Source organism: Sphingomonas sp. HT-1 (assembly GCF_048568905.1).
GTDB lineage: Bacteria > Pseudomonadota > Alphaproteobacteria > Sphingomonadales > Sphingomonadaceae > Sphingomonas.
In genome coordinates this window covers 1,412,026-1,434,539 of sequence record NZ_CP183770.1, presented here as the reverse complement: position 1 = coordinate 1,434,539, position 22,514 = coordinate 1,412,026, and the positions used below count along the sequence as shown (strand labels likewise).

24 protein-coding genes, 1 tRNA gene and 1 riboswitch are annotated in these 22,514 nt (G+C 66.8%); of the genes, 20 read left to right on the top strand and 5 right to left on the bottom strand.

What is annotated here, in order from left to right; genetic code table 11:
• Nucleotides 1-7: 7 nt before the first annotated feature.
• Nucleotides 8-1,057, top strand: a complete 1,050-nt coding sequence (locus ACNFJ7_RS06710; RefSeq protein ID WP_019368069.1) for a Glu/Leu/Phe/Val family dehydrogenase — start codon at nt 8-10, stop codon at nt 1,055-1,057.
• A 39-nt stretch (nt 1,058-1,096) separates the two neighbouring features.
• Here ACNFJ7_RS06710 and ACNFJ7_RS06705 read toward each other — a convergent pair whose 3' ends face one another.
• Entirely contained in the window at nt 1,097-1,669 is a 573-nt protein-coding gene (locus tag ACNFJ7_RS06705) for a TMEM165/GDT1 family protein (protein WP_019368070.1), read from the bottom strand.
• A 10-nt stretch (nt 1,670-1,679) separates the two neighbouring features.
• Nucleotides 1,680-1,863: riboswitch (yybP-ykoY riboswitch) on the bottom strand.
• 110 nt (nt 1,864-1,973) lie between these two features.
• Here ACNFJ7_RS06705 and ccmC point away from each other — a divergent pair.
• The 8 genes from ccmC to ACNFJ7_RS06665 all read left to right on the top strand — a co-directional run bounded on the left by ccmC (nt 1,974) and on the right by ACNFJ7_RS06665 (nt 8,312).
• Complete coding sequence (gene ccmC, locus ACNFJ7_RS06700) at nt 1,974-2,693, top strand: heme ABC transporter permease CcmC (protein WP_019368071.1); 720 nt, start codon at nt 1,974-1,976, stop codon at nt 2,691-2,693.
• Entirely contained in the window at nt 2,690-2,821 is a 132-nt protein-coding gene (locus ACNFJ7_RS06695; protein WP_019368072.1) for a hypothetical protein, read from the top strand. Before ccmC ends, ACNFJ7_RS06695 begins: the two co-directional genes overlap by 4 nt.
• Nucleotides 2,818-3,252, top strand: coding sequence for a cytochrome c maturation protein CcmE (ccmE, locus tag ACNFJ7_RS06690; RefSeq protein ID WP_019368073.1), 435 nt, complete (start codon nt 2,818-2,820; stop codon nt 3,250-3,252). Before ACNFJ7_RS06695 ends, ccmE begins: the two co-directional genes overlap by 4 nt.
• Nucleotides 3,249-5,174: a heme lyase CcmF/NrfE family subunit gene (locus ACNFJ7_RS06685; RefSeq protein WP_019368074.1), complete on the top strand. Its 1,926-nt coding sequence runs from the start codon at nt 3,249-3,251 to the stop codon at nt 5,172-5,174. Before ccmE ends, ACNFJ7_RS06685 begins: the two co-directional genes overlap by 4 nt.
• On the top strand, nt 5,171-5,698 hold the full coding sequence (locus ACNFJ7_RS06680; RefSeq protein WP_026008867.1) for a redoxin family protein: 528 nt from the start codon (nt 5,171-5,173) through the stop codon (nt 5,696-5,698). The genes ACNFJ7_RS06685 and ACNFJ7_RS06680 overlap by 4 nt, the downstream gene beginning before the upstream one ends.
• A complete protein-coding gene (locus ACNFJ7_RS06675) occupies nt 5,695-6,099 on the top strand; it encodes a cytochrome c-type biogenesis protein (protein WP_019368076.1) in 405 nt (134 codons plus the stop codon). Before ACNFJ7_RS06680 ends, ACNFJ7_RS06675 begins: the two co-directional genes overlap by 4 nt.
• On the top strand, nt 6,096-6,761 hold the full coding sequence (locus ACNFJ7_RS06670; RefSeq protein WP_019368077.1) for a tetratricopeptide repeat protein: 666 nt from the start codon (nt 6,096-6,098) through the stop codon (nt 6,759-6,761). The genes ACNFJ7_RS06675 and ACNFJ7_RS06670 overlap by 4 nt, the downstream gene beginning before the upstream one ends.
• An 81-nt stretch (nt 6,762-6,842) precedes the next feature.
• Nucleotides 6,843-8,312, top strand: a complete 1,470-nt coding sequence (locus ACNFJ7_RS06665) for a radical SAM protein (protein ID WP_419724239.1) — start codon at nt 6,843-6,845, stop codon at nt 8,310-8,312.
• Nucleotides 8,313-8,359: 47 nt separating this feature from the next.
• Here ACNFJ7_RS06665 and ald read toward each other — a convergent pair whose 3' ends face one another.
• Nucleotides 8,360-9,466, bottom strand: coding sequence for an alanine dehydrogenase (gene ald / locus ACNFJ7_RS06660; protein ID WP_019368079.1), 1,107 nt, complete (start codon nt 9,464-9,466; stop codon nt 8,360-8,362).
• Between the two features lie 136 nt (nt 9,467-9,602).
• Here ald and ACNFJ7_RS06655 point away from each other — a divergent pair, with 136 nt between their 5' ends.
• The 6 genes from ACNFJ7_RS06655 (at nt 9,603) to trxB (ending at nt 14,202) form a co-directional block, all read left to right on the top strand.
• Nucleotides 9,603-10,070, top strand: coding sequence for an Lrp/AsnC family transcriptional regulator (locus tag ACNFJ7_RS06655; protein WP_019368080.1), 468 nt, complete (start codon nt 9,603-9,605; stop codon nt 10,068-10,070).
• 168 nt (nt 10,071-10,238) lie between these two features.
• A complete protein-coding gene (locus ACNFJ7_RS06650) occupies nt 10,239-12,170 on the top strand; it encodes a potassium transporter Kup (RefSeq protein ID WP_037512874.1) in 1,932 nt (643 codons plus the stop codon).
• A complete protein-coding gene (locus tag ACNFJ7_RS06645) occupies nt 12,167-12,679 on the top strand; it encodes a 2'-5' RNA ligase family protein (protein WP_019368082.1) in 513 nt (170 codons plus the stop codon). Before ACNFJ7_RS06650 ends, ACNFJ7_RS06645 begins: the two co-directional genes overlap by 4 nt.
• Nucleotides 12,680-12,735: 56 nt before the next feature.
• A tRNA-Met gene (locus ACNFJ7_RS06640) sits at nt 12,736-12,812 on the top strand.
• 143 nt (nt 12,813-12,955) lie between these two features.
• Nucleotides 12,956-13,093, top strand: coding sequence for a hypothetical protein (locus tag ACNFJ7_RS06635; protein WP_156804351.1), 138 nt, complete (start codon nt 12,956-12,958; stop codon nt 13,091-13,093).
• Nucleotides 13,094-13,230: 137 nt separating this feature from the next.
• The gene (gene trxB / locus ACNFJ7_RS06630) at nt 13,231-14,202 is read left to right on the top strand and encodes a thioredoxin-disulfide reductase (protein WP_082664405.1); all 972 of its coding nucleotides are present in this window, start codon (nt 13,231-13,233) and stop codon (nt 14,200-14,202) included.
• A gap of 2 nt (nt 14,203-14,204) precedes the next feature.
• Here trxB and ACNFJ7_RS06625 read toward each other — a convergent pair whose 3' ends face one another.
• From ACNFJ7_RS06625 to ACNFJ7_RS06615, 3 genes are read right to left on the bottom strand one after another with little or no spacing between them, the layout of a single operon-like run.
• Nucleotides 14,205-14,906: a serine aminopeptidase domain-containing protein gene (locus ACNFJ7_RS06625; RefSeq protein WP_019368084.1), complete on the bottom strand. Its 702-nt coding sequence runs from the start codon at nt 14,904-14,906 to the stop codon at nt 14,205-14,207.
• A gap of 23 nt (nt 14,907-14,929) precedes the next feature.
• The gene (locus ACNFJ7_RS06620; RefSeq protein ID WP_019368085.1) at nt 14,930-15,568 is read right to left on the bottom strand and encodes a hypothetical protein; all 639 of its coding nucleotides are present in this window, start codon (nt 15,566-15,568) and stop codon (nt 14,930-14,932) included.
• A complete protein-coding gene (locus ACNFJ7_RS06615; protein ID WP_019368086.1) occupies nt 15,565-15,822 on the bottom strand; it encodes an acyl carrier protein in 258 nt (85 codons plus the stop codon). Before ACNFJ7_RS06615 ends, ACNFJ7_RS06620 begins: the two co-directional genes overlap by 4 nt.
• 88 nt (nt 15,823-15,910) lie before the next feature.
• On the opposite strand from ACNFJ7_RS06615, the gene ACNFJ7_RS06610 reads away from it, so the two are divergent.
• The 5 genes from ACNFJ7_RS06610 (at nt 15,911) to ACNFJ7_RS06590 (ending at nt 22,486) form a co-directional block, all read left to right on the top strand.
• Nucleotides 15,911-17,398, top strand: a complete 1,488-nt coding sequence (locus ACNFJ7_RS06610) for an acyl-CoA ligase (AMP-forming), exosortase A system-associated (RefSeq protein WP_026008870.1) — start codon at nt 15,911-15,913, stop codon at nt 17,396-17,398.
• Entirely contained in the window at nt 17,395-18,606 is a 1,212-nt protein-coding gene (locus ACNFJ7_RS06605) for a pyridoxal-dependent decarboxylase, exosortase A system-associated (protein WP_019368088.1), read from the top strand. The genes ACNFJ7_RS06610 and ACNFJ7_RS06605 overlap by 4 nt, the downstream gene beginning before the upstream one ends.
• Before the next feature lie 15 nt (nt 18,607-18,621).
• Nucleotides 18,622-19,671 (top strand): ExeA family protein, encoded by a 1,050-nt coding sequence (locus tag ACNFJ7_RS06600; protein WP_019368089.1) that lies wholly within the window; start codon nt 18,622-18,624, stop codon nt 19,669-19,671.
• A gap of 176 nt (nt 19,672-19,847) precedes the next feature.
• Nucleotides 19,848-21,728 carry an asparagine synthase (glutamine-hydrolyzing) gene (asnB, locus tag ACNFJ7_RS06595; protein WP_019368090.1) on the top strand — a complete coding sequence of 627 codons (1,881 nt, stop codon included), beginning with the start codon at nt 19,848-19,850 and terminating at the stop codon, nt 21,726-21,728.
• Between the two features lie 134 nt (nt 21,729-21,862).
• Nucleotides 21,863-22,486, top strand: coding sequence for a superoxide dismutase (locus tag ACNFJ7_RS06590; protein WP_019368091.1), 624 nt, complete (start codon nt 21,863-21,865; stop codon nt 22,484-22,486).
• Nucleotides 22,487-22,514: the final 28 nt, after the last annotated feature.

Genomic DNA, 22,514 nt, shown 5'->3' with positions numbered 1-22,514 from the left:
TCCATCCATGATCACCGACTGGGGCTTTCCCGATTTCGACGACCACGAGGGCGTTCACCTCTTCTCGGATCGGGCGTCGGGCCTTAGCGCCATCGTCGCGGTGCACTCGACGGCGCTGGGCGCGGCAGCCGGCGGCGTGCGTTTCTGGCATTATGCCGATCACCGCGCCGCGATTACCGACGCGCTGCGCCTCTCGCGCGGCATGAGCTACAAGAACGCGATGGCCGATCTGCCGATGGGTGGCGGCAAAGGCGTGATCCTTGCCGACAAGCCGGGTGCCGAAGTCACCCAGGCGCAGCTCGAGGCATTTGGCCGCGCGGTCGAATCGCTGAACGGCCGTTATGTGACCGCCGAGGATGTCGGCATGTCCGAAGCTCGCATGAAGGTCGTCGCGACGCAGACGCGCCATGTCTCGGGCCTGCCGGTGGCGGCGGGCAGCGCCGGTGGCGATCCGGGCCCAGTGACGGCGCGCGGCGTGTATCTCGGCGTCAAGGCGGCGGCGAAGCGCGGGCTGGGCGTCGATTCGATGGCTGGCGTTCGGGTTGCGATCCAGGGCGTCGGTTCGGTCGGCGGCGGGCTTGCGCGGCTGCTGGCAGCGGATGGCGCCAAGCTGACGCTGGCGGACGTGCATGCCGATCGTGCCAAGGCGCTGGCCGCCGAACTGGGCGCGGACGCGATCGACGCCGATGCGATCCTGACTCAGGATGCCGATATCCTCAGCCCCTGCGCTTTGGGTGCGATCCTGACCGAACAGTCGATCGAGGCGCTGAAGGTGCGTGTTGTCGCGGGCGGCGCGAACAATCAGCTCGCCACGCGCGAGGATGGCCACCGCCTGCACGCGCGCGGGATCGTGTATGCGCCGGATTATGTGATCAACGCCGGCGGCATCATCAACGTCGCGCTCGAATATCTGGGGCAGGGCGACCGCTCCGAGGTCGACGCGCGGGTTGAAAAGATCCCCGTGCGCCTGGACCAGGTTTGGGACGAAAGCGCCGCGACCGGTGACCCCGCCAGCGAAGTGGCCGACCGCATCGCCCAGCGCCTGATCGGGCGCTGATCCAAGGACCCTCCCCTGGCTGGGGAGGGTCTTTTGCCATTACAGCCAGCCCGCCGTCTGCGCCGCGAGCCACAGGCCGATCACGACGAATAGTGCGGCGGCAATCCGGTGCACGGTTGTCAGCGGTACGCGCTCGATTACCGCCTTGCCGAGGAACACCGCCGGCACGTTGGCAAGCATCATTCCCAGAGTCGTACCCGCCGTTACCGGCAGCACCGCGTGGAAGCGGGCGCCCAGCGCCACCGTGGCGATCTGGGTCTTGTCGCCCATTTCTACCAGGAAGAAGGCGATGGCGGTGGTAACGAACGCGCCGAAACGGGCGGGCTTCGGCGCATCGTCCTCGTCCAGTTTGTCCGGGACCAGCGTCCACAGACCCATCGCCACGAACGACGCGGCAATGGCGTAGCGGAACCAGATGCTGTCGAGCAGCCCGGCGACCTCCGCTCCGACCAGCGCCGCGAGGAAATGATTGGCGATGGTCGCCGCGAAGATGCCGCAGATGATCGGCACTGGCCGCTTGAACCGAGTCGCCAGCAGGATGGCGAGCAGCTGGGTCTTGTCGCCGATTTCCGCGAGCGCCACCACAACGGTAGAGGTGAGCAGGGCTTCCAAGAACGTCTCCAGGGCCGGGCGGAACGCGAATCCAACGACATCGAATCTCCCCGCCCGGCATGAGCGGAGATACGACGCCATTGGTCTCGCCTGAGCCGCGATCGGCTCCGCCTGCGCCATGGCCTCTCGACCAAGTATGTTGACGCGGGCGCACGGCGCTATGCGCCGGTGGCTACTCCCCAGATGACGGGGGCCGGGTAGCGAAGCCTGCGCGAGTTTGCAACCCTATGCGCGCGGTGCGTACACTGCGTGTAATCCCTGCTTGGAATCGGGTGAGAAATCCGGCTAATCCACGCGCGTGCCGATGCTTCACGCCCTCGCCAATCCGGCGCGCTTCCTCAAGATCGCCCGGCCGCTGACGCCGGCTCTGTTCTGGATCGGGCTGGCGCTGACGCTGTTCGGCGCATGGGCCGGGCTGACGCAGACACCGGCCGACTATCTGCAGAAGGACAGCGTCCGCATCCTCTACATCCATGTGCCCACCGCGTGGCTGGGCATGGGCGGTTGGAGCGGCCTGGCCCTGGCGTGCCTCAGCTATCTGATCTGGCGGCATCCGCTGGCGATCGTGGCGGCACGGGCAATGGCCCCGGTGGGCGCCGTTTTTGCCGCCTTGTGCCTGGCGACCGGATCGATCTGGGGTCGACCCACCTGGGGAACCTGGTGGGAATGGGACGGGCGGCTGACCAGCATGCTGCTGCTGTTCTTCATCTATATCGCCTGGATCGCGCTGGCACGTGCCGATGCCGAGCGGAGCGGCGACGGCCGCATTCCGGCGCTTTTCGGCGTGGCAGGTACGGTGCTGCTGCCGATCATTCGCTATTCGGTGATCTGGTGGAACACGTTGCACCAGGGGGAAAGCATCGGCCTGACCCGCAGCACCATCGATTCCTCGATGCTGTGGCCGCTCTGGTTCACGCTTTCGGGCTTCTCGCTGCTGTTCGGCGCGATGGTGCTGATGCGCATGCGGGCGCTGCTGGCGCGGCAGAAGCTGGAAGCGCGGTTGCGGAGGATGACGGCGCAATGAATCACTGGTGGTTCGTGACGGCGGCCTATGCGCTTGTCGGTTTAGGTACGGGCGGCCTCGCGCTGGCGAGTTGGCTGGCGATGCGCCGCGCCGAGGCGATGGCCGATGCAGTGGGGCGCCGCCGGTGAGGGCCAAGCATCAGCGACTGACACTGGGCCTGCTCGCCGTCGCGGCGATCGTCGGGGCGGCGCTGCTCGCGCTTTCGGCGCTCAAGGATCAAGCCGCGTTCTTCTATGCGCCCGGCGACGTGGCGGGCAAGCCGCTGCCGCTGGGCAAGGCGGTGCGGCTGGGCGGCATGGTCCAGACAGGATCGCTCGTGCGGGCGGCGGACGGCATCTCGATCCGCTTCGCCGTGACCGACGGCAAGGCGGTGGTGCCGGTGCGCTTCCGCGGCGTGACGCCGGACCTGTTCCGCGAAGGGTCGGGCGTCGTCGCCGAAGGGCGATTCCAGCCCGACGGCAGCTTTGCCGCAGACAATCTGCTCGCCAAGCACGACGAACGCTACATGCCGCCGCAGATGGCGGGAAAGATGCACAAGAGCGAGTCGCTGGAACCATGATCGCCGAAGCCGGACTCGGCGCGTTGTGGCTCGCCACCGCCTTTGCCGTTGCGCAGCTGATGCTGGGCACGGGCGCGGCGCGGGCGCGCGATGACGGGGCGATGCTTGCCGGCGTGCGCGCAATGGCGCTTGCTCAGGCGCTGTTCGCCTCCGCCGCATTTCTGATCCTGATCTGGCTGTTCGTGCGGTCCGACATGTCGGTGCTGCTGGTCGCGCAGAACAGCCATTCGCAGAAGCCGATGCTGTACAAGGTCGCCGGCGCCTGGGGGAACCACGAAGGTTCGATGCTGCTGTGGGTGACCGTGCTTGCAGTGGCCGGCGCGGGCGTGGCGCTGGCCGAGCGGCGGCTGGCGGCAGGCACGCTGGCGGCGACCTTGGCGGCGCAGGCGGGGATCGCGATCGGCTTCTATGCCTTTCTGGCCTTCGCCTCGAACCCCTTTGCGCGGCTGAGCCCGGCGCCCACGGACGGGCAGGGGCTCAACCCGCTGCTCCAGGATCCCGGCCTCGCCTTTCATCCCCCCACGCTGTACCTCGGCTATGTCGGTCTGTCGGTCGCGTTCAGCTTTGCCGTGGCAGCGCTGGTGATGCGCGACGTGGGGCCCGCGTTCGCGAAGGCGATGCGGCCCTGGGTGCTCGGCGCCTGGATCTTCCTGACGATCGGCATCACCGCAGGCAGCTACTGGGCCTATTACGAGCTCGGCTGGGGTGGCTGGTGGTTCTGGGATCCGGTGGAGAATGCCTCGCTGATGCCTTGGCTGGCGGCGACGGCGCTGCTCCATTCGGTCAACGTGCTGGCAACGCGTGACGGGTTGCGGGCCTGGACGCTGATGCTGGCGGTGGTTGCTTTCTCGATGTCCATGGTCGGCACCTTCCTGGTGCGATCGGGCATTCTGGTCAGCGTCCATGCCTTCGCCGTCGATCCCACGCGCGGGAGTTTCCTTCTGGCGCTGCTCGGCATTTACATCGGGGGTGCGCTGGCGCTGTTCGGCCTGCGGGTGGGTACCGTGACGCAAGGGGCCACCTTCCAACTGGTCAGCCGCGAGGCGGCGCTGGTGTTCAACAACCTGTTGCTCAGCGTCATCCTGGGCGTCGTGCTGATCGGTACGCTCTATCCGCTCGCCGCGCAGGCGATGGGCGTGCAGCTTTCGATCGGCGCGCCCTTCTTCGAGAAGGCGGCGGTGCCGATCGCGCTGTTGCTGATCGTCGGCACCGCGGCGGGGCCGCTGCTGCGCTGGCGACGCGATACGGCGCAGGCGCTGCTGTCACGGCTGACCGTGCCCGTGGCGGTGGCGGGCGTCGCGTTCGCCCTGTTTTTCGCGCTTGCCGGCGGCGGATCGCTGATCGCCGTGCTGGCGCTGGCGCTGGCCTTCGGGCTCGCAGCGGCCAGCATCGCGCCATTGTGGAAGCGCAAGCTACGCCGCACGCCGCTGCCGATCTGGGGCATGGTGATCGCGCATCTCGGCATTGCGATGAGCGTGGCAGGCATGGCGGCGGACACGCTGTTCAAGCAGGAGCGACTCGCCGCCGTGGCAGTGGGCGACAACCTGACCGTCGGCCCGTTTCGGGTGACGCTGGTCGAGGTGCGGCCTGCGATCGGCACCAACTGGTCGGCGATGGAGGCGCGGCTGCAGCTGCAGCGCGGCGCCGGCAAGCCGTTCGAGCTTGTGCCGCAGCAGCGTTTCTTCGCCAGCCCGCCCACCAATACGAGCGAGGCGGCGATCGCTACCTTGTGGGATGGGCAGATCTATACTGTATTGGGCGCGGCCGATGGTACCGGACGATGGCAGTTGCGGCTGTGGTGGAAGCCGTTCGTCACCTGGATCTGGGGTGGCGGCGGGCTGATTGCGTTGGGCGGGCTGATTGCTCTGATCGGACGGCTCCGCGGCAGGATGCGCGCCGCGCGCGAGGAAGCATGGGCATGAAGAAGCTGCTGATCTGGTTGCCGCTGGCGCTGTTCGCGATCGTGTTCGCGCTGGTCGTGAACGGGCTGATCGAGCCGAGCGACCATCTGGTACGATCGGCGATGGTGGGCAAGCCGGTGCCGGCGCTCCGCCTGCCGCCGATTTTGCCGAACAAGGACGGCATCGACACCGCTCGTCAGGCGGGCGGCAAGCCGCGCCTGCTCAATGTGTTCGCCAGCTGGTGCATCCCATGCGTGGCCGAGGCGCCGCAGCTGATGAAGTTGAAGCAGGCGGGCGTGCCGATCGACGCGATCGCCGTGCGCGATACGACTGCCGACGTGCAGGCCTTCCTGGCGCGCAACGGCGATCCCTATGCCCGGATCGGCGACGATCGGGCGATGCGCGCGCAGCTGTCGCTCGGCTCCTCGGGCGTACCCGAGACCTTCGTTATCGACTCGCGCGGCGTGATCGTCGATCAGCATATCGGCGACGTGCGCGCCGAGGACGTGGCAAAGCTGCTGGCGGCGCTGGAGAAGGCGAAGTGAAGCGCGCGGCGCTCGCCCTGCTGCTGATCGCAGGTGCGGCGCATGCCGATTCCAGCCTGCCGCCGTCGCAACTGGCCTACACGCAGCTGGCCGATCCGGCCCAGGAGGCAAAGGCCAAGGCGCTGATGGAGACGCTGCGCTGCCTGGTCTGTCAGGGGCAGTCGATCGCCGACAGCGATGCGGAGATGGCGGGCGAGATGCGGGCGCTGGTCCGCCAGCGCATCGCCGCGGGGGAACGGCCGACGCAGGTCCGCGCCTGGCTGATCGATCGCTACGGCGACTATGTGAGCTACGATCCGCCGCTCAGCTGGGTGACGGCGCCGCTCTGGATCGCACCGCTGGCGCTCCTCGGGATCGGCCTGTTGATCGCGCGCCGCCTGTTCCGGCGGACTGCCGCATGACCGGGTGGCTGGTTTTCGGCGGATTCGCGCTGCTCGGCGGGGCGCTATTGCTATTCATTCGCTTCCCACGGAGACTTTGGACGCTGCCGGCGATGGCGGTGATGCTGGCCGCCGCCGGATATGCGTGGCAGGGACGGCCGGGCCTTGCCGGGCAGCCGGCCCAGGGCGCGACGAACGCACGGCCGCTCGACCAAGACGTGATCGCCGTGCGCGAGGCGATGTTCGGTCGGTTCAATTTCGATTTTAGCTACTTCATGGCGGCCGACGGCATGATCCGCGCCGGTGCACCGCGTCATGCGGCAGCGGTGATGCTCGGCGCCGTGCGCAAGGCGCCGAACGATGTCGGCCTCTGGTCTTGGCTAGGGGTGGCGCTGGCCGAACAGGATGGCGATCAGCTTTCGCCGGCGGCACGCTTCGCATTCGACAAGGCGGCGAAACTCGGCCCGAGCCACCCCGGTCCGCCCTTTTTCCTGGGCATTGCCCTGGCACGAAGCGGTGACATCAGCGCCGCCCGCAACGCCTGGGGCGAAGCGCTGCAGCGCGTGCCCAAAGACGCCAGCTACCGCGACGACATGGTGAAGGCGATGCTCACGCTCGATCCCAGCCTTGCCGAGGCTGCAGCGACCGCCGCATCGGCGGAGAATGCAGGGCGCGCCCGCTAACCAACTAGTATCCGTCTATATTAAGATCGGTGCCGCCTGCGTGCGTGCGCCGCTCGTCTCCGCGGATACAGGGTCCCGACAATGCACATCGCCACTGGCAAGGCCGCCGATTTCCTAAAGAACGGCCTTAATGAAGCCGACCACGCCGCCTATGCCAAGGCTGAGGACATGTTGTGGATCATGCTGGAGGACCTTCTGAAGCCGGATGACCGGCCGGAAATCTGGTCGGCGTTCCCGCAGTTCCTGGCAGCGTTGCCGATGTTTTCCCGCGTCGTGCGCAACAGCCATGCCAAAGCGGCGAGCGGAACCGTACAAATCGCCATGCCCGTGGCGATCGCGTTGGAGACTGTGTTGGCGATGTGCGATGCGCATGAGGGCCAGCTTGATCAGGCGCTGGCCCGACTGACTCACCTGGCCACCGTGCAGAATAACTCAGTACTGGCCCAGGGCGCGCTGTTCCACGTTCACGGCATGGCCGATCCGGAGAACCCAAAGTATCAGCTGGAAGGCCGGTTCTGCACCAAGCCCTTCCTAGAACTGCACGTGCTCGAACGGAGTACCCATCAGTGCTGTGCAAGCTGGCTCGACAAGTCCGCCGGCGACCTGAGCGGCGCCGAGTGGCAAGACGTGTGGAATTCGCAGGCAGCGCAGGCGGTTCGCGCCAGCATCCATGACGGCAGCTACCGCCACTGTAACAAGATGGCTTGTCCCGCGATTCAAGCCGGCACGCTGCCGACCAAGGAAGAGGTAGCGAGCCGTTGGCCGGGCCTCGCCAGCCTGATCGCTGAGCAGGAAACCGTGATGGCGGCGGGGCCGGAAGACGTGAACCTCGCCTATGACCGGACGTGCAACCTATCGTGCCCCAGCTGCCGCACGAGCAAGATCGCCGCCGACGAGGCGACTCGGCAGCGCTATGACGCGATGCAGGAGCGGGCGATCCTGCCGATGCTGCGCGATGCCAAGACCGTGTTCATCACGGGATCTGGCGACCCCTTCGCCAGCAAGAATTTCCGCCGGCTGATGGAGCGGCTGACGCCAGACGAATATCCGGACCTGCGGTTTCGGATCATGACGAATGCCATGCTGTTCACCCCCCGCGAATGGGAGCGGTTCCCCGCGCTGCATCGCCGGGTTTTCGCGCTTCAGATCAGCATCGACGGCGCTTCGAAGGAAACGCACGAACTGCTTCGCCGCGGGGCGCGCTGGGAAGTGATGCAGCAGAACCTCCGCTTTGCCGGCGATCTCTTGGCGCAGGGCCTGATCGAACGGCTTTCGCTCAGCTTCACGGTGCAAACGGAGAACTTCCACGAAATGGGCGAGGGCGTGGCGCTCGCCGACTCGCTGAACGCCACCAGCATCTATTTCGGCAAGGTCACCAACTGGGGCACCTTCTCGCCGCAGCAATATGCGGCCAAGGCGGTGTTCCTGCCCGATCATCCCCAGCACCAGGCGTTCCTTGCCGCCATGGCCGATCCGCGGCTGCGTTCGCCGCGCGTGCAGTTGGGCAATCTTGTGGAGTATCTTCCAGACAGCCAGGCCAAGGCGGCCTGAAGCCGGAACGCCTCGCCCGCGTGAACCGGGCGAGGCGCGGAACGTCGTTAGGCCACCCAGGCTTCGAACGGCAGGTCGAGCGCTTCCGCCACGGCTTGGTGGCGGATCTTGCCCGCCGAAACATTCAGGCCGTTGGCGAGGTGTCGGTCCGCTCGCATCGCAGCTTCGGCGCCGCGATTGGCCAGCTTCAGCACGAACGGCAGCGTTGCGTTGTTGAGTGCGAAGGCCGAGGTACGCGCGACCGCGCCCGGCATGTTCGCCACGCAATAATGGATCACGCCGTCGACTTCGAAGACGGGGTCGTCATGCGTCGTCGGGCGGCTCGTCTCGAAACATCCGCCCTGATCGATCGCGATGTCCACCAGCACCGATCCGCGCATCATCGTCTTCAGCATGTCGCGGGTGACAAGCTTCGGTGCCGCCGCGCCCGGCACGAGCACCGCGCCGATCACCACCTGCGCTGTCTTCACCGCCTCGGCGATCGCCGCCTTGCTGGCATAGGCGGTCTTGATCTGGCTGCCGAAATGCATGTCCAGCTCGGCAAGGCGCTCGTTGCTGATGTCGTAGATCGTCACGTCGGCACGCTGGCCCGTCGCCATCTGCGCGGCGTTGATGCCCGAGACGCCGCCGCCAAGGATCGCGACCTTGCAGGGCGCCACGCCCGGCACGCCGCCGAGCAGTTCGCCGCGACCGCCCTGTTCCTTCTCGAGATAGTGCGAGGCGACCTGGACCGACATGCGTCCGGCGACTTCGCTCATGGGCTTCAGCAGGGGGAGGGCGCCCGAGTTCGACGTCACCGTCTCGTAGGCGATGCAGGTCGCGCCGGACTTGATGAGCCCTTCCGCCTGTGGCTTGTCGGCAGCAAGGTGGAGATAGGTGAAGAGCAGGTGGCGCGGCTCGAGCAGGGCGATTTCCTGCTGCTGCGGCTCCTTCACCTTCACGATCATGTCGGATTGCGCGAAAACGGTCGCTGCGTCGGGGGCTATTTGCGCGCCGACGGCGGTGTAGGCCGAGTCGTCGAAATCGATGCCCATACCGGCGCGGGTCTCCACCAGCACCTGATGGCCGGCGTGCACTAACTCTGCGACCGAGGCTGGCGTCAGGCCGACGCGATATTCGTGGTTCTTGATTTCCTTGGGAACGCCGATGCGCATGGGAACTCTCCTAAGTCCTGATGCCTCCATGCTAGCGCGGAAGGCCGGCACGAATCCCTGCAAAGATCGGCCTGTGATATGGGCTTTGGTGCATGGATCTTGTGTGGAGGCGGAGAAAACACGAGGTTCATGCGTGATGGACCGAATCGACACAGCAATTCTCAAGTCGCTTGCCGCCGATGCGCGTGCACCCGTCAGCCAGGTGGCAGCCGCAGTGGGGCTGTCGCAGTCTGCCTGTACTCGCAGGATCCAGGCGCTGGAGGCGAATGGCCTGATCCGAGGTTATGGCGCACGCCTCGGCCATCGCACGCTCGGCTTCCGAGTGACGGCGCTGGTGGATATCACGCTGGGAACCCAGGTGGAGGAGGATCTCGCCCAGTTCGAAGCGGCGGTGGGGCGAATCGACGGTGTGGTTGAATGCGCGCTCGTCTCCGGCGGACAGGATTACCGGCTAAAGATCCTGTGCCGGGATCTGGACGATTATGAGCGGCTGCACCGCGAAAAGCTGGGCCGCCTGCCCGGAGTCGTGACGATCAACAGCAGTTTCGTGCTCCGCGAGGTGCCGACGCGGGGCGAAGCCGATGCTTTGTTCGCCGATTCATGACGAAGTTGTGCCCGTTTTGGAACGCACATGCCGGTCGCGCGTCTCGTGGCCCTTACACCGTTGTTGATAGGGCATGTTGCACATGCTAACGGCCCGCATCCTGATGATGACGAGAACACAGGTCTCTATGGCCAGCTCGGTTCGCCTCCTTCAGCGTTTGCCACGGCGGTGACCCCCGCCGTGACTGGAGACGCTGCCGCGCTCCCCCCCGATTCGGAACCGCACGAAGGGCATGGCCACGGCCAGGACCCGACGTGGAAGCTCGCCATCGGTGCCATCGGCATCGTCTTCGGCGATATCGGTACCAGCCCGCTCTACGCGTTCCGCGAGACTTTCGCGAACGAGCATCACGAACTGCCGCTTGATACGCCCCACGTGCTGGGCGCGATCAGCCTGATGTTCTGGTCGATGATGGCGGTGGTGACGCTGAAATACGTCACCATCATCATGCGGGCCGACAACAAGGGCGAAGGCGGCAGCCTGGCGCTGCTGGCGCTGATTTCCGGGCGTGGTGGGCAACGGCGCTGGACGCAAGGCATCGTGTTGCTAGGCGTGTTCGCCACGGCGTTGTTCTACGGCGACTCCATGATCACGCCGGCGGTGTCCGTGCTGTCCGCAGTCGAAGGGCTGGCCGTGGCCGCGCCCGCCTTCCATCGGTTGGTGGTGCCGATCGCAGTCGTGATCCTGGTGCTGCTGTTCTCCATCCAGCGGACCGGAACCGCGCGGGTCGGCACGTTCTTCGGCCCGGTGATGATGCTCTATTTCCTCGTCATCGCCACGCTGGGCGTGATCAGCATGGTGCAGACGCCGTACATCCTGCAGGCATTCTCGCCGCACCATGCGGTGCAGTTCTTCACGCTCGATCCGCTGCGCGGATTCCTCGCGCTGGGTTCGATCGTGCTGGCGGTGACGGGCGCCGAGGCGCTCTACGCCGATATGGGCCATTTCGGCCGCAAGCCGATTCGCGTTTCGTGGCTGTGGTTCGTGCTGCCAGCGCTGATGATGAACTATATGGGGCAGGGGGCATTGCTGATCCGCGATGCGGAGGCGTTGCGTAGCCCCTTCTACCTGCTCGCACCCGAAGCCCTGCGGCTGCCGCTGGTGGGGCTGGCCACCGCCGCGGCGATCATCGCGTCGCAGGCGGTGATCTCCGGCGCCTTCTCGGTCACGCAGCAGGCGATCCAGCTTGGCTTCGTGCCGCGTTTGCGGATCGATCATACCAGCGCGGCCACGGCGGGGCAGATCTATATCCCGATCATCAATTGGGCGCTGATGGTGATGGTGATCCTGCTGGTTCTCACCTTCCAGACCTCGTCCAACCTGACGGCGGCCTATGGCATTGCGGTCACCGGGGCGATGCTGATCGACAACTGCCTGCTGGCGGTGGTGCTGTTCAACCTGTGGCACTGGAAGAAGCGCTACGCGGTCCCGCTGCTGCTGCTGTTCTTCACCGTCGACCTCGCCTATTTCGCGGCGAACCTCACCAAGGTGCCCGATGGCGGGTGGTTCCCGCTGATGGTGGGCTTCCTCATCTTCACGCTGCTCACCACTTGGGCGAAGGGGCGCAAGCTGATGATCGCACGGCTGCGCGAGAGCGCGATGCCGATCCAGATCTTTATCGAATCGGCTGCCAATGCCGCCACGCGCGTGCGCGGCACCGCGGTGTTCATGACCTCGACGCCCGACGGCGTGCCGCATGCGCTGCTCCACAACCTGAAGCACAACAAGGTGCTGCACGACCGCGTAATCCTGCTGACCGTGAAGATCAGCGACGTCCCCTATGTGCCGGAAGAGAAGCGCATGGTGGTGGAGGATCTCGGCAAGGGCTTCCACCGCATGATCCTCTATTACGGGTTCATGCAGGAAGCGGACGTGCCGACGGCGCTGAAATCCGCCAGCGCGTGCGGGGCCGAGTTCAAGATGATGGAAACGAGCTTCTTCCTAGCCCGTCAGACGCTGCTGCCTTCCTCGCGGCCGGGCATGATGATCTGGCGCGAAAAGCTGTTCGCCTGGATGCTGCGCAACGCCGAAAGCGCGATGGAGTTTTTCCGCCTGCCCACCAACCGCGTGGTCGAGCTGGGAAGCCAGGTCGAAATTTGAGCGGGGCGCCGGCCCCGCTGATCGTCACCGCGCTGTTCGGCAAGGCGGACCAGGCGTGGTTCGATTCGCTTCGCCGCACCCATTTCCCGCCCGAGCGGAACCAGCTCGACGCGCACCTGACGCTGTTTCATAATCTTCCGCCGTCAGTGGCGGAAGAGTTGAAGCATCGGCTGGCGCAGGAGACACGCGGGGTGCGGGCACCCCGCGCGACGGTCGGCGGGCTGATGTCGCTGGGCCGCGGCGTGGCCTACCGAATCGATTCGCCCGACCTAGTGGTGATTCGGGAAGGGCTTGTGCAGGCCTTTGCGGGCCTGTTGACGCTGCAGGATGCCGGGCGATGGCGCCCCCATGTGACCGTGCAGAACAAGGTCACGCCGGTACTCGCCAAGGCTCTGATGGCCGCGCTGTCGCGCGATTTCCAGCCGCGAAGCGTGGAAATCACGGGCCTAGCGAGCTGGTGGTATCGTGGCGGCCCGTGGGAATTGCATTCGCGTAACATGTACGCTTGACCGCTCGAAAAGCTGGACCTATGTGGCCCCCTCGCCCGAACGGGTCGCCTTGGTAGGGCGGAGTAGCTCAGTTGGTTAGAGCACGGGAATCATAATCCTGGGGTCGGGGGTTCAAGTCCCTCCTCCGCTACCATCCACACTAAAATACAAAAGCGTACCGAGGGGCATCTATGCAGGCCCGTATCGGCGCGTTAAGCATATTCCCGGAAGAGTCACCGGTTCCGAACACGTTATAAGAAGAACCGGAGAGAGGTCGTCTGAAACGGAGCGCCGTGAATGCGTGCATTGTATGAGTTGCCGCCCGAGCAGGTTGAGGGGCGTGGTGTTGATCCTGCGGCGTCGGGAAGCTTGCTGATCATGGCGGTAGGCACAATCGTGTTCTGGTCGGGTGTGGTGCTGCTGGTCCTTCGCTGACCCGCGAAGTTTCCCTTGATGGTGTAGCAGCTTTCTTGTTCCGGCACGGCGTTGCGCGACATTCCCGCGACGCCATGTTGCTTCCGACGGTACCCTTTCCCTAGAAGCGGCACCGAAAGATTCGACGGAAAGCATTCATGACCGCTACCCATTCCACTCGCATGTTGATCCTCGGCTCCGGCCCTGCCGGCCTTTCGGCGGCTATTTACGGCGCTCGCGCGGGCCTGGCCCCGATCGTGGTGCAGGGCATCCAGCCCGGCGGCCAACTGACCACGACCACCGATGTCGAGAATTATCCCGGCTTTCGCGAAGTGATCCAGGGCCCCTGGCTGATGCAGGAGATGCAGGCGCAAGCGGAGCATGTCGGCGCGCAGATGATGTGGGACACGATCGTCGAGGTCGATGTGAGCCAGCGGCCGTTCCGAATGGTGGGCGACAGCGGCACGGTCTATCTGGGCGACACGCTGGTGATCGCCACCGGCGCGCAGGCCCGGTGGCTGGGCCTAGACTCGGAAGAACTCTTGAAGGGCAAGGGCGTCAGCGCCTGCGCGACATGCGACGGCTTTTTCTTCCGCGGCAAGAAGGTGGCGGTGATCGGCGGCGGCAATACCGCGGTCGAGGAAGCGCTGTATCTGACCAACCACAGCCATGACGTGACGCTGATCCACCGCCGCGACAGCCTCCGCGCCGAAAAGATCCTGCAGGAGCGCCTGCACGCGAACGAGCGCATCAACGTGCTGTGGAACAAGCAGGTCGTGCGGTTCATCGGCGGTGGGCAGCCGGAAGGTCTCGTCGCGATCGAACTGAAGGACACGGTGACGGGCGCGCTGTCGACCATCGACGTGGACGGCGGCTTCGTTGCGATCGGGCACCATCCGGCCACCGAACTGTTCCGCGGCCACATCACGCTCGACGCTGATGGCTATATCGAAGTCGAAAAGGGGACGACCCGCACCAACGTGCCGGGCGTATTCGCCTGCGGCGACGTGATGGATAAGCATTATCGTCAGGCGATCACCGCGGCCGGCACAGGCTGCATGGCGGCGCTGGATGCCGAACGATTCCTGGCCGAAGCGGATTTCGAGACGATCGCCCAAGCCGCCGAATAGGACTATTCGGCGAGCGCTTCGAGGATACGCTCGTACAGCCAGGCTTTGTCGGCACTGCCGGCAAAGCTGTGGCTATCGGTATTAAACTGTTTGCGTCGGACGCGCGTGCTCAACGCGGCGAAGGCGGGGCGGTGCAGCAGATCGGCGAAGAGCGCGCCGACCGGATCGCGTGTCGCCAGCAGTAGAGTGATCGGTATCTTCGCGTCGGTTAGCGCTTCTGCGAGCCGAGCGACCAGCGTGGACTCGCTATCGGCCCGCCGCCCGCTGATCCTGCCGATCACTTGCCGCATCCAGCCGCGAGAATCCCCCTGATCCGCCGTCTCCGGCGCCGCTGCGTCGATCCCGCTTTTCGTGACCGGATTCGCCAGCAGCAACGAATCGATCCGGGCCTGAGCGTGGAATAGCGCCAGCGCGGTCGCTCCATCGCCGTTGCCGAAGGCGACGACGCGGGCGAGCGATGCTTCCTGCCGAAAAATCTTGGTAGCCGCGGCGATATCTTCGCCGCTGTTTTCAAAGCCCTGGTTGATGCCGCTCGAATCGCCCACGCCGCGCCGATCGAATCGAAATACCGGGAAGCCGGCCGCGGCGATGCGGTGGGCGAGCAGCGCCATGCTGCGATGTGGCCCCGCGCGCACCTCGTTCCCGCCTGAAACGATGAGCAGCCCCGCCTGACCGGAGGCAGCATCCAGCGCTCCCACCAGCATCTCTCCCAAGCAGGGAAACGCGACTAGGCTTCGCACGCTTGCACCCAGGCCGCGATATCGGCCGCCAGCAACTCCGCGAGGGTCAAATCGTTTGTTGGCTCCGGCAGCCGCCATAGCGGCCTGCCCGGCACGCTGTGATCGGACGGCCGCATGTCCGTATCCAGCCGGACCGTGCGAGCGGGCTCGAGATGGCATTCCGGCAGCTCCTCCAGGAAGCTTTCCGGCAGGCGATGGCCGCCATAGCCCGGCATACCGTCGATGCGGTGCATCCGGTGCAGTGCGCGAAGGAGTTCCGGCCCGGTCTGGGGCGCGAAATGCCAGCGGCGACGGATCATCACGGTCCCGTCGAGCAAGGCGCCGCTGCGCACCGCCAGCGAGTAAGCGCGCTTGCCGGCCGTGCGCGCCGCGGCGGCAAAACCAGCACGCAGATCGGAGATCGCGATGCGATCGGTGGGGATCAGGCTGTCGCCCGTGCCCGGCAGTTCGGGAAGGACGCCGGCGATGCCCCGATCGGCAAGTGCCCGCAAAATGGCAACCACGAACGCGCGGGTGCGGTTCGCTTCTTCAAATAGCGGCAGCGCCGCCACGACGACCGGACCGCTGCCGGGCCCGAAGCGCAGCATCGCTTCGCGGCCACCAGCCCAGTCATAGGGTTCGATCACCCCAACGCCTTTTGGGAGGCGAAGTGGGTGAGGGCGCCAAAACTTTCGAGAATTTCACCGTCAACTTCGTCGTCCTCGATCAGGATGCCCAGGCGATCCTCCATCTCGGTGAGCACTCCGGCGACGGCAAGCGAATCGAGTTCGGGCAGCGCGCCGAACAGCGGCGTCTCCGCATCGAACGCGGCGACGCGATCCTCGCTCAGACCCAACACGTCGCGCAGCACGCCGCGCACGGTATTTTCGACTTCGGGCATGCCTTCAGGCCGCAATGGGGATCCCCTGCAAGATTTTTGCGCTTCCGTAAGGCTTGGCGGCGGCGCTGCCAAGACTATGGGTGGCGGCATGATCGCGCTGGACCCTGCCCCCCATCTTATAGACGCACTGCCACTGCGCGGCGCGCCGGACGCCATTGCGCTGGCAGACAAGGCCGGCACGATGCGCTTCGACGCGCTGGAAACGGCAGTGGGAACAATCGCTCACGGCATCGCCGCGCGGGGCTGGGCGACGGGCGAGCGGGTGGCCAGCTGGCTGCCCAAAAGCCGAGCGGCCTGCCTGTTGCCGCTCGCCGTGCCGCGCGCCGGGCTGGTGCATGTGCCGATCAACCCGATGCTGAAGCGCGCGCAGGTGGCACATATCCTGGCGGACAGCGGCGCCCGGCTGCTCGTCACCCAAGCCGCGCGGCTGGCGGCGCTGGAGCCCGGAGACGTGCCCACCGGCTGCACGGTGATAACCGAGGAGGAACTGGCGGGAAGCGACGCCATGCCGCCTTCCTCCGGCGATCCGGATGCGCTGGCGGCCATCCTCTACACCTCCGGATCGACGGGCCGGCCCAAGGGCGTGATGCTGTCGCACGCCAATCTGTGGCTCGGCGCGATCAGCGTCGCGCACTATCTGAAGATCGCGCCGGACGACCGGGTGCTGGGCGTCCTGCCGCTCAGCTTCGATTACGGCCAGAACCAGCTGTTCTCCAGCTGGGCGGCTGGCGCATCGGTGGTGCCGCTCGACTATCTGACCGCGCGCGATGTCGTGAAGGCCGTGGAGCGGTTCGCCATCACCACGCTCGCCGGGGTGCCCCCGCTATGGGTGCAGCTGCTGGAAGCCGAGTGGCCCGCGGACACCGCGGCGCGGCTGCGGCGGCTGACCAATTCCGGCGGGGCGCTGACACCCGCGCTGGTGCGGGCGCTGCGGAGCAGGTTCCCGGCCGCCGAGCTGTTCGCGATGTATGGGCTGACCGAGGCGTTTCGATCGACCTATCTCGACCCCGCCCTGATCGATGCGCACCCGGATTCGATCGGTCGCGCCATTCCGTTCGCCGAAATCCTGGTCGTGGATGCCGAGGGGCGCAAGGCGCGGCAAGGCGAACTGGTCCATGCCGGACCGCTGGTGGCGAAGGGCTATTGGCAGGATCCGGAGCGCACCGAGCGCCGGTTCCGGCTGGCCCCCGAGCATTCGACCTATGGCGGCATGGCCGTCTGGTCCGGCGACACCGTGGCCGAGGATGCGGACGGGCTGCTGCGCTTCGTCGGGCGTGACGACGAGATGATCAAATCCTCGGGCAATCGCATCAGCCCCACCGAGATCGAGGAAGCCGTGCTCGCCGGCGGCGAGACGCAGGAGGCCGTTGCCTTCGGCGTCCCCGATCCGCGCCTGGGGCAGGCGATCCTGGTCGTCGCGCGGGGCGACGGCAGCACCGAGGCGGCGCTACGCCAACGTCTGCGACGCGAATTGCCGAGCTTTCAGCAACCGGCACACTATGTTTGGCGCGAGAGCCTGCCGCGCAACGCCAATGGCAAGCTGGATCGCGCGGGATTGAAGGCGGAGGTGCTATGAACGCGAAGCCGATCGGCCCGATCCCCGCGGCCTATGCGCGCCAGTCGACCCTGACGATCGCGGGTCGCGACGCCGCCGCATGGGCGGCGCCCGATACGCCGCTGTATCTGTACGACGGCGCCGCCATCGCGGCGCGGATCGCCCGTTTCCGCGCGGCGATGCCGCCGCAGCTGGCGCTCCATTATGCGATCAAGGCCAACCCCTTCCCCCCGCTGATCGCCGCGATGGCGCCGCTGGTGGACGGCATCGACGTCGCCTCGGCCGGCGAAATGGCGCGTGCACTGGCGGCAAAGCCGGCGGACACGATCAGCTTTGCCGGGCCGGGCAAGCGCGACGCCGAACTGGCGGAGGCGATCGTGGCGGGCGTGACGCTGAACCTGGAATCGGAAAGCGAAGGCGAACGCGCGCTGGCGATCGGCGACGGGCTGGGCATCGCACCCCGCCTGGCGGTGCGGGTGAACCCCGATTTCGAGCTGCGCGGATCGGGGATGAAGATGGGCGGCAGGGCCTCGCCGTTCGGCGTGGACGCGGCGCGCGTGCCGTCGCTGGTGCGGCGGATTCGCGCGGCGGGCGCGGACTGGCGGGGTTTCCACATCTATGCCGGCTCGCAGGCGCTTTCCGCCGATGCGGTGATCGAGATGCAGGCGGCAACGGTCGCGCTCGCCGCGCGGCTGGCGGACGAAGCCGGCGCGGTGCCGCCCCTGGTCAATCTCGGCGGCGGGTTCGGCATCCCCTATTTCCCGGGCGACGTTCCACTCGACGTGGAGGCAGTGGGTGCCGCGTTGGCGCCGGTATTGCAGGGGTTGGATACGCAATTCGCCATTGAACTGGGGCGCTGGCTGGTGGGCGAGGCCGGCATCTATCTGGCGCGGGTGATCGATCGCAAACAGAGCCAGGGCGAGACCTTCCTGGTCGTCGACGGTGGATTGCACCATCACCTCGCGGCCACGGGCAATTTCGGAACGGTCGTCCGCCGCAACTATCCGGTGGCAGTTGCGCATCGAATGCAGGACGCCGCGGAAGAAGTGGTCAGCATCGTCGGCCCGCTATGCACTCCGCTTGATCGGCTCGCGGATCGCGTGGCCCTGCCGCGTGCCGAGGTCGGCGATCTGATCGCGATCTTCGCGTCGGGAGCGTATGGCGCGACGGCAAGCCCGCAGGCTTTTCTGGGCCACCCGCCCGTTCGCGAAGTGCTGGCGGGCATCTGAGCGGAGGCGGGCGCGATGCAGGACGACTATTACGGGTTGCGCGCACGCCCCTTTCAGCCCGCACCCGATCCGCGCTTCTGGTTCGAGACGGTAGCCCATGGCACGGCGATGACCTGTCTGCGCCATGCGCTTGGCCGGGGGCAGGGGGACGTTGTCGTCACCGGCGCGGCCGGCGTCGGCAAGACGATCCTGCTGCGTCGCCTGGCGGGCGACATCGATGGACAAGATCATCGCCTGCTCCAGATCACCTCCAAGGATTTGCGGGCGGAGGACCTGATACGGCTGGTGGGGCAGGTGGTGGGGCAGGCGCTCGGCGTGGATCTTCAGGGCATCTCGCAGGCCGCTGCGCTGTCCGCGATCGATCATCATGCGCGAGCCGCGATGGCCGGCGGCGGCCGCATCCTGCTGCTGGTGGATGACGCCCAATTGCTGTCCGAGGATTGCTGGCATGTGCTGCGGCACCTTTCCACGCTGGAAGCCGGTGCGCTTTTCCGGCTGTTCCTGTTCGGCGAGCCGCACCTGCTACGCTTGGTGGAGGATGCGGAAAGCGCGCGGCGGCGCGATGGCGTGATTGCCACGGCACATCTCGGCGCGATCGAGATCGAGGAGGTCGCCCCCTATCTGCGCCATCGCCTGCACTGTGCCGGCGGACACGGCCGTCCGCGCTTCACCAGCGAGGCGTGCGCAGCCTTGCACCGCTGGTCCGGCGGCGTTGCGCGACGGCTGAACCTGGTGGCGGATCGGCTGCTGCTGCACGGGGCGAGCGTGCGTATCGATACCTTTGGCGCGCCCGACGTGGCGGCCGCGATCGCGGACATCGAAGTCGACGGCGCGGGCGAGGCGCTTGATTTCGTTCCCGAGGCACTGCCGCCCGCCGATACGAGCCCGACCGGCGGCGGCATGGACATGGCGCTGCTGGCGGAACGGGTGGCCGAACTGGAAGCAAGGCTTCGCGGCCAGCAGGATGCGCTGCGGCAGGTGCTGGCGGTGCTGGTGGAATGGGTGGAGCAGGACGAGGAGCGCCGCAGCATCAGCCTGCAGGCGTTGCGCGACGCCCTGCGCTGACGGCAGATTTCCGCGTCTCTCGCCGCGCCCCGGTGCCGTCGGGGCGCAGTGGCGGCGCTGTGGGGTGGCGCATCGCGGAAACGCTTGGTAGCGGCCGTCGCAATGTCGATGGGGAAGATTCAGGGTTTGCTGCGCCGGGCGTGCGTGCATCTTCGTGCGACGGGCGCGATCCTCTGATGTCCGGCATCGTGGGGATGTTCTATCCGGGCATGGCCAAACCGATCGATCCGGCGCGGATCGTGGCGATGCGCGAGGCGATCGCCCATCGTGGCCGAGACGGATCGGGCGTTTGGTGTGTCGCCGGCGTCGGGCTGGGCCACCGGCGGCTGGCGACCATCGATGTGGCCGGTGGTGTGCAGCCCATGGCGCTGCCCGATCAACGGCTGGCGGTGGTGCTGGACGGCGCGATCTACAACTTCCGGGCGGTGCGCGCCGAACTGGAAGCGCGGGGCGCATGCTTCACCAGCGAAAGCGATGTCGAGGTGCTGCTCCACGGCTGGCGCGTTTGGGGACCGGAGATGCTGCCGCGGCTGAACGGTGCGTTCGCGTTCGCGCTGTACGACGCCGATCGGCAAAGCCTGTTCCTGGCGCGCGATCGCCTGGGGGAAAAGCCGCTCCACATCGCCGAACTCGCCGATGGCGCGATCGCCTTCGCTTCCGAACTGAAGGGCCTGCTTGCCCACCCGATGCTGCGTCGCGCTGCCGATATCGGAGCGGTGGAGGCCTATATCGGGCTCGGATATGTGCCGGACGCGCACTGCCTGGTCGCAGGGGTCGAGAAGCTGGCGGCCGGGCACTTCCTGCTGGTGCAGCGCGGCCGCCCGGTGCCGCCGCCGGTGCGCTGGTGGGACATCGACTTTTCCCGCCGCGCCCCCGGCCGCACGCGCGACCTGAAGGCCGAGCTGCTCGAGCGGCTGCGCGGCGCGGTGCGGCTTCGCATGGCATCGGAGGTGCCGAGCGGTGCGCTGCTGACCGGCAGCATCGAGAGCGCCGGCCTGGTCGCGCTGATGGCCGATGCCAGCAAGGCGGCGGTGCAGAGCTGCACGATCGAGGAAGGCGTGGACGGGGAATCGCGGGCGCAAGCGATTGCGAGACGGTTCGCCACCCGTCATCGCAGCAACTCGGCCGAACTCGACCCCGCGCAGATGCTCGAGGTGCTGGCGAGCGCCTTTGACGAGCCGCTCGCGGATGCTTCGGCGCCGGCTGCCTATGCGCTGTCCGCGCTGGCCCGCGAGAGCATGACGGTTGCGCTGTCGGGCGAAGGCGCGGCGGCCGTGCTGGCGGGGCAGTGTCGCGCCCGCGACTTTGCCCGGCAGGATCGCGTGCGCGGCCTGTTGCCGGCCGATTTGCGGGCGCGGCTGTTCGGCGCCGTCGCGCAGATCTATCCCGATGGCGACGCGCCCCCCCAGCCGCTCCGGCTTCGGCCTATGCTGGAGGCATTGGCGATGGATGGCGCGGACGCCTATGCCCGGATGACGATGGTGACGCGAGCCGACCTGCGTACGCGCCTGTTCAGCGATGCGGCGCGCCAGGCGCTGGAGGGGGAGCGTGCCGAAGCGCTCTACGCTAGGGCGCTGCGGGCGGCGCCGGCGCGCAGCGCGCTCGATCGCGCGCGATATGCCGACATCAAGCTTTGGCTGCCGGGCAGCCGGCTGGCCCAGCTCGATCGCACGAGCATGGCCGCGGGCCTGGAGGCGCGGGCTCCGCTTCTCGACCACACGCTGGTGGAATTCGTCGCCACCCTGCCGGAAGCGCTGCGCAGCCGCGGCCAGGGGCGCTGGCTGCTGCGCAGGGCGCTAGACCCCTGGCTGCCGCGCGCCGTGCTACGCCGGCCGAGCAGCGCGGGGGTTGCGCCGCTCGACGCGTGGCTTCGCACGGCATTGGCGGGGGCGGCGGGAGATATCGCGCGCTCGTCCCTTCTTATGCAGACGGGCTGGTTCGACCTGCGCATGATGTCACAACTCGCCGACGATCATCGCGCGGGACGAGCGAACCACGGCGCCCTGCTGTGGCAGCTGCTGTTGCTGGAGCGCGCGATGACGCGACTGTTCGCCTGAGCTCGGCGCCAAATCCGCCACACAGATCGCCGTATTCGATCAGGGGCGAAACAAAAAATGTTGCGGCGCTGGCCCCTCCCATGCGTTAGGCGGGCGCACGACAATCCTTCCCAACCCCCAAACAGGAGGAAGACATGGCCTTCGAACTCCCCGAACTTCCCTATGCCAAGGATGCTCTCGCGCCGCACATGTCGGCCGAGACCTTCGATTTCCACCACGGCAAGCACCACAAGGCGTATGTCGACAATTGCAACAAGCTGGTTGCCGACATTCCCGAGCTGGCCGGCGCGAAGCTGACGGACGTGATCGCCTATGCCAAGGACAAGGGCAACAAGGGCCTGTTCAACAACAGCTCGCAGATCTGGAACCACAGCTTCTTCTGGCAGTGCCTGACGCCGAACTATGCGGCGCCGACCGGCAAGCTCGCGGAGATGATCACCCGCGACTTCGGCAGCCACGAGGCCCTGCTCGAGAAGCTGAAGGCGGAATCGGTCGGCCACTTCGCCAGCGGCTGGGGCTGGCTGGTGCTCGACGGCGACACGCTGAAGGTCACCTCGTTCCATGACGGCGACTCGCCCGTGGCGCACGGCGTGAAGCCGCTGTTCACGATCGACGTGTGGGAACACGCCTATTATATCGACTATCGCAACGCGCGTCCGTCGTTCGTCGACACCATCCTGACCAAGCTGGTGAACTGGGACTTCGTCGCCCAGAATCTCGACGGCGAAGGTGCGAGCCGCGCCGACCAGCAGGGCTGAGGCCTTCGCGCCAGAAAGAAGGGGCGTC

Excerpts from the sequence above, each read along its gene's own strand:
- ACNFJ7_RS06655 (WP_019368080.1), top strand. The coding sequence starts at position 9,603 with ATGGACCGAATCGACACAGCAATTCTCAAGTCGCTTGCCGCCGATGCG.
- ACNFJ7_RS06600 (WP_019368089.1), top strand. The coding sequence starts at position 18,622 with ATGCAGGACGACTATTACGGGTTGCGCGCACGCCCCTTTCAGCCCGCA.
- ACNFJ7_RS06710 (WP_019368069.1), top strand. The coding sequence starts at position 8 with ATGATCACCGACTGGGGCTTTCCCGATTTCGACGACCACGAGGGCGTT.
- ACNFJ7_RS06625 (WP_019368084.1), bottom strand. The coding sequence starts at position 14,906 with ATGCTGGTGGGAGCGCTGGATGCTGCCTCCGGTCAGGCGGGGCTGCTC.
- ACNFJ7_RS06670 (WP_019368077.1), top strand. The coding sequence starts at position 6,096 with ATGACCGGGTGGCTGGTTTTCGGCGGATTCGCGCTGCTCGGCGGGGCG.
- asnB (WP_019368090.1), top strand. The coding sequence starts at position 19,848 with ATGTCCGGCATCGTGGGGATGTTCTATCCGGGCATGGCCAAACCGATC.
- trxB (WP_082664405.1), top strand. The coding sequence starts at position 13,231 with ATGACCGCTACCCATTCCACTCGCATGTTGATCCTCGGCTCCGGCCCT.
- ACNFJ7_RS06665 (WP_419724239.1), top strand. The coding sequence starts at position 6,843 with ATGCACATCGCCACTGGCAAGGCCGCCGATTTCCTAAAGAACGGCCTT.
- ACNFJ7_RS06590 (WP_019368091.1), top strand. The coding sequence starts at position 21,863 with ATGGCCTTCGAACTCCCCGAACTTCCCTATGCCAAGGATGCTCTCGCG.
- ACNFJ7_RS06615 (WP_019368086.1), bottom strand. The coding sequence starts at position 15,822 with ATGCCCGAAGTCGAAAATACCGTGCGCGGCGTGCTGCGCGACGTGTTG.
- ccmC (WP_019368071.1), top strand. The coding sequence starts at position 1,974 with ATGCTTCACGCCCTCGCCAATCCGGCGCGCTTCCTCAAGATCGCCCGG.
- ACNFJ7_RS06610 (WP_026008870.1), top strand. The coding sequence starts at position 15,911 with ATGATCGCGCTGGACCCTGCCCCCCATCTTATAGACGCACTGCCACTG.
- ACNFJ7_RS06605 (WP_019368088.1), top strand. The coding sequence starts at position 17,395 with ATGAACGCGAAGCCGATCGGCCCGATCCCCGCGGCCTATGCGCGCCAG.
- ACNFJ7_RS06680 (WP_026008867.1), top strand. The coding sequence starts at position 5,171 with ATGAAGAAGCTGCTGATCTGGTTGCCGCTGGCGCTGTTCGCGATCGTG.
- ACNFJ7_RS06635 (WP_156804351.1), top strand. The coding sequence starts at position 12,956 with ATGCGTGCATTGTATGAGTTGCCGCCCGAGCAGGTTGAGGGGCGTGGT.
- ACNFJ7_RS06685 (WP_019368074.1), top strand. The coding sequence starts at position 3,249 with ATGATCGCCGAAGCCGGACTCGGCGCGTTGTGGCTCGCCACCGCCTTT.
- ACNFJ7_RS06695 (WP_019368072.1), top strand. The coding sequence starts at position 2,690 with ATGAATCACTGGTGGTTCGTGACGGCGGCCTATGCGCTTGTCGGTTTA.
- ald (WP_019368079.1), bottom strand. The coding sequence starts at position 9,466 with ATGCGCATCGGCGTTCCCAAGGAAATCAAGAACCACGAATATCGCGTC.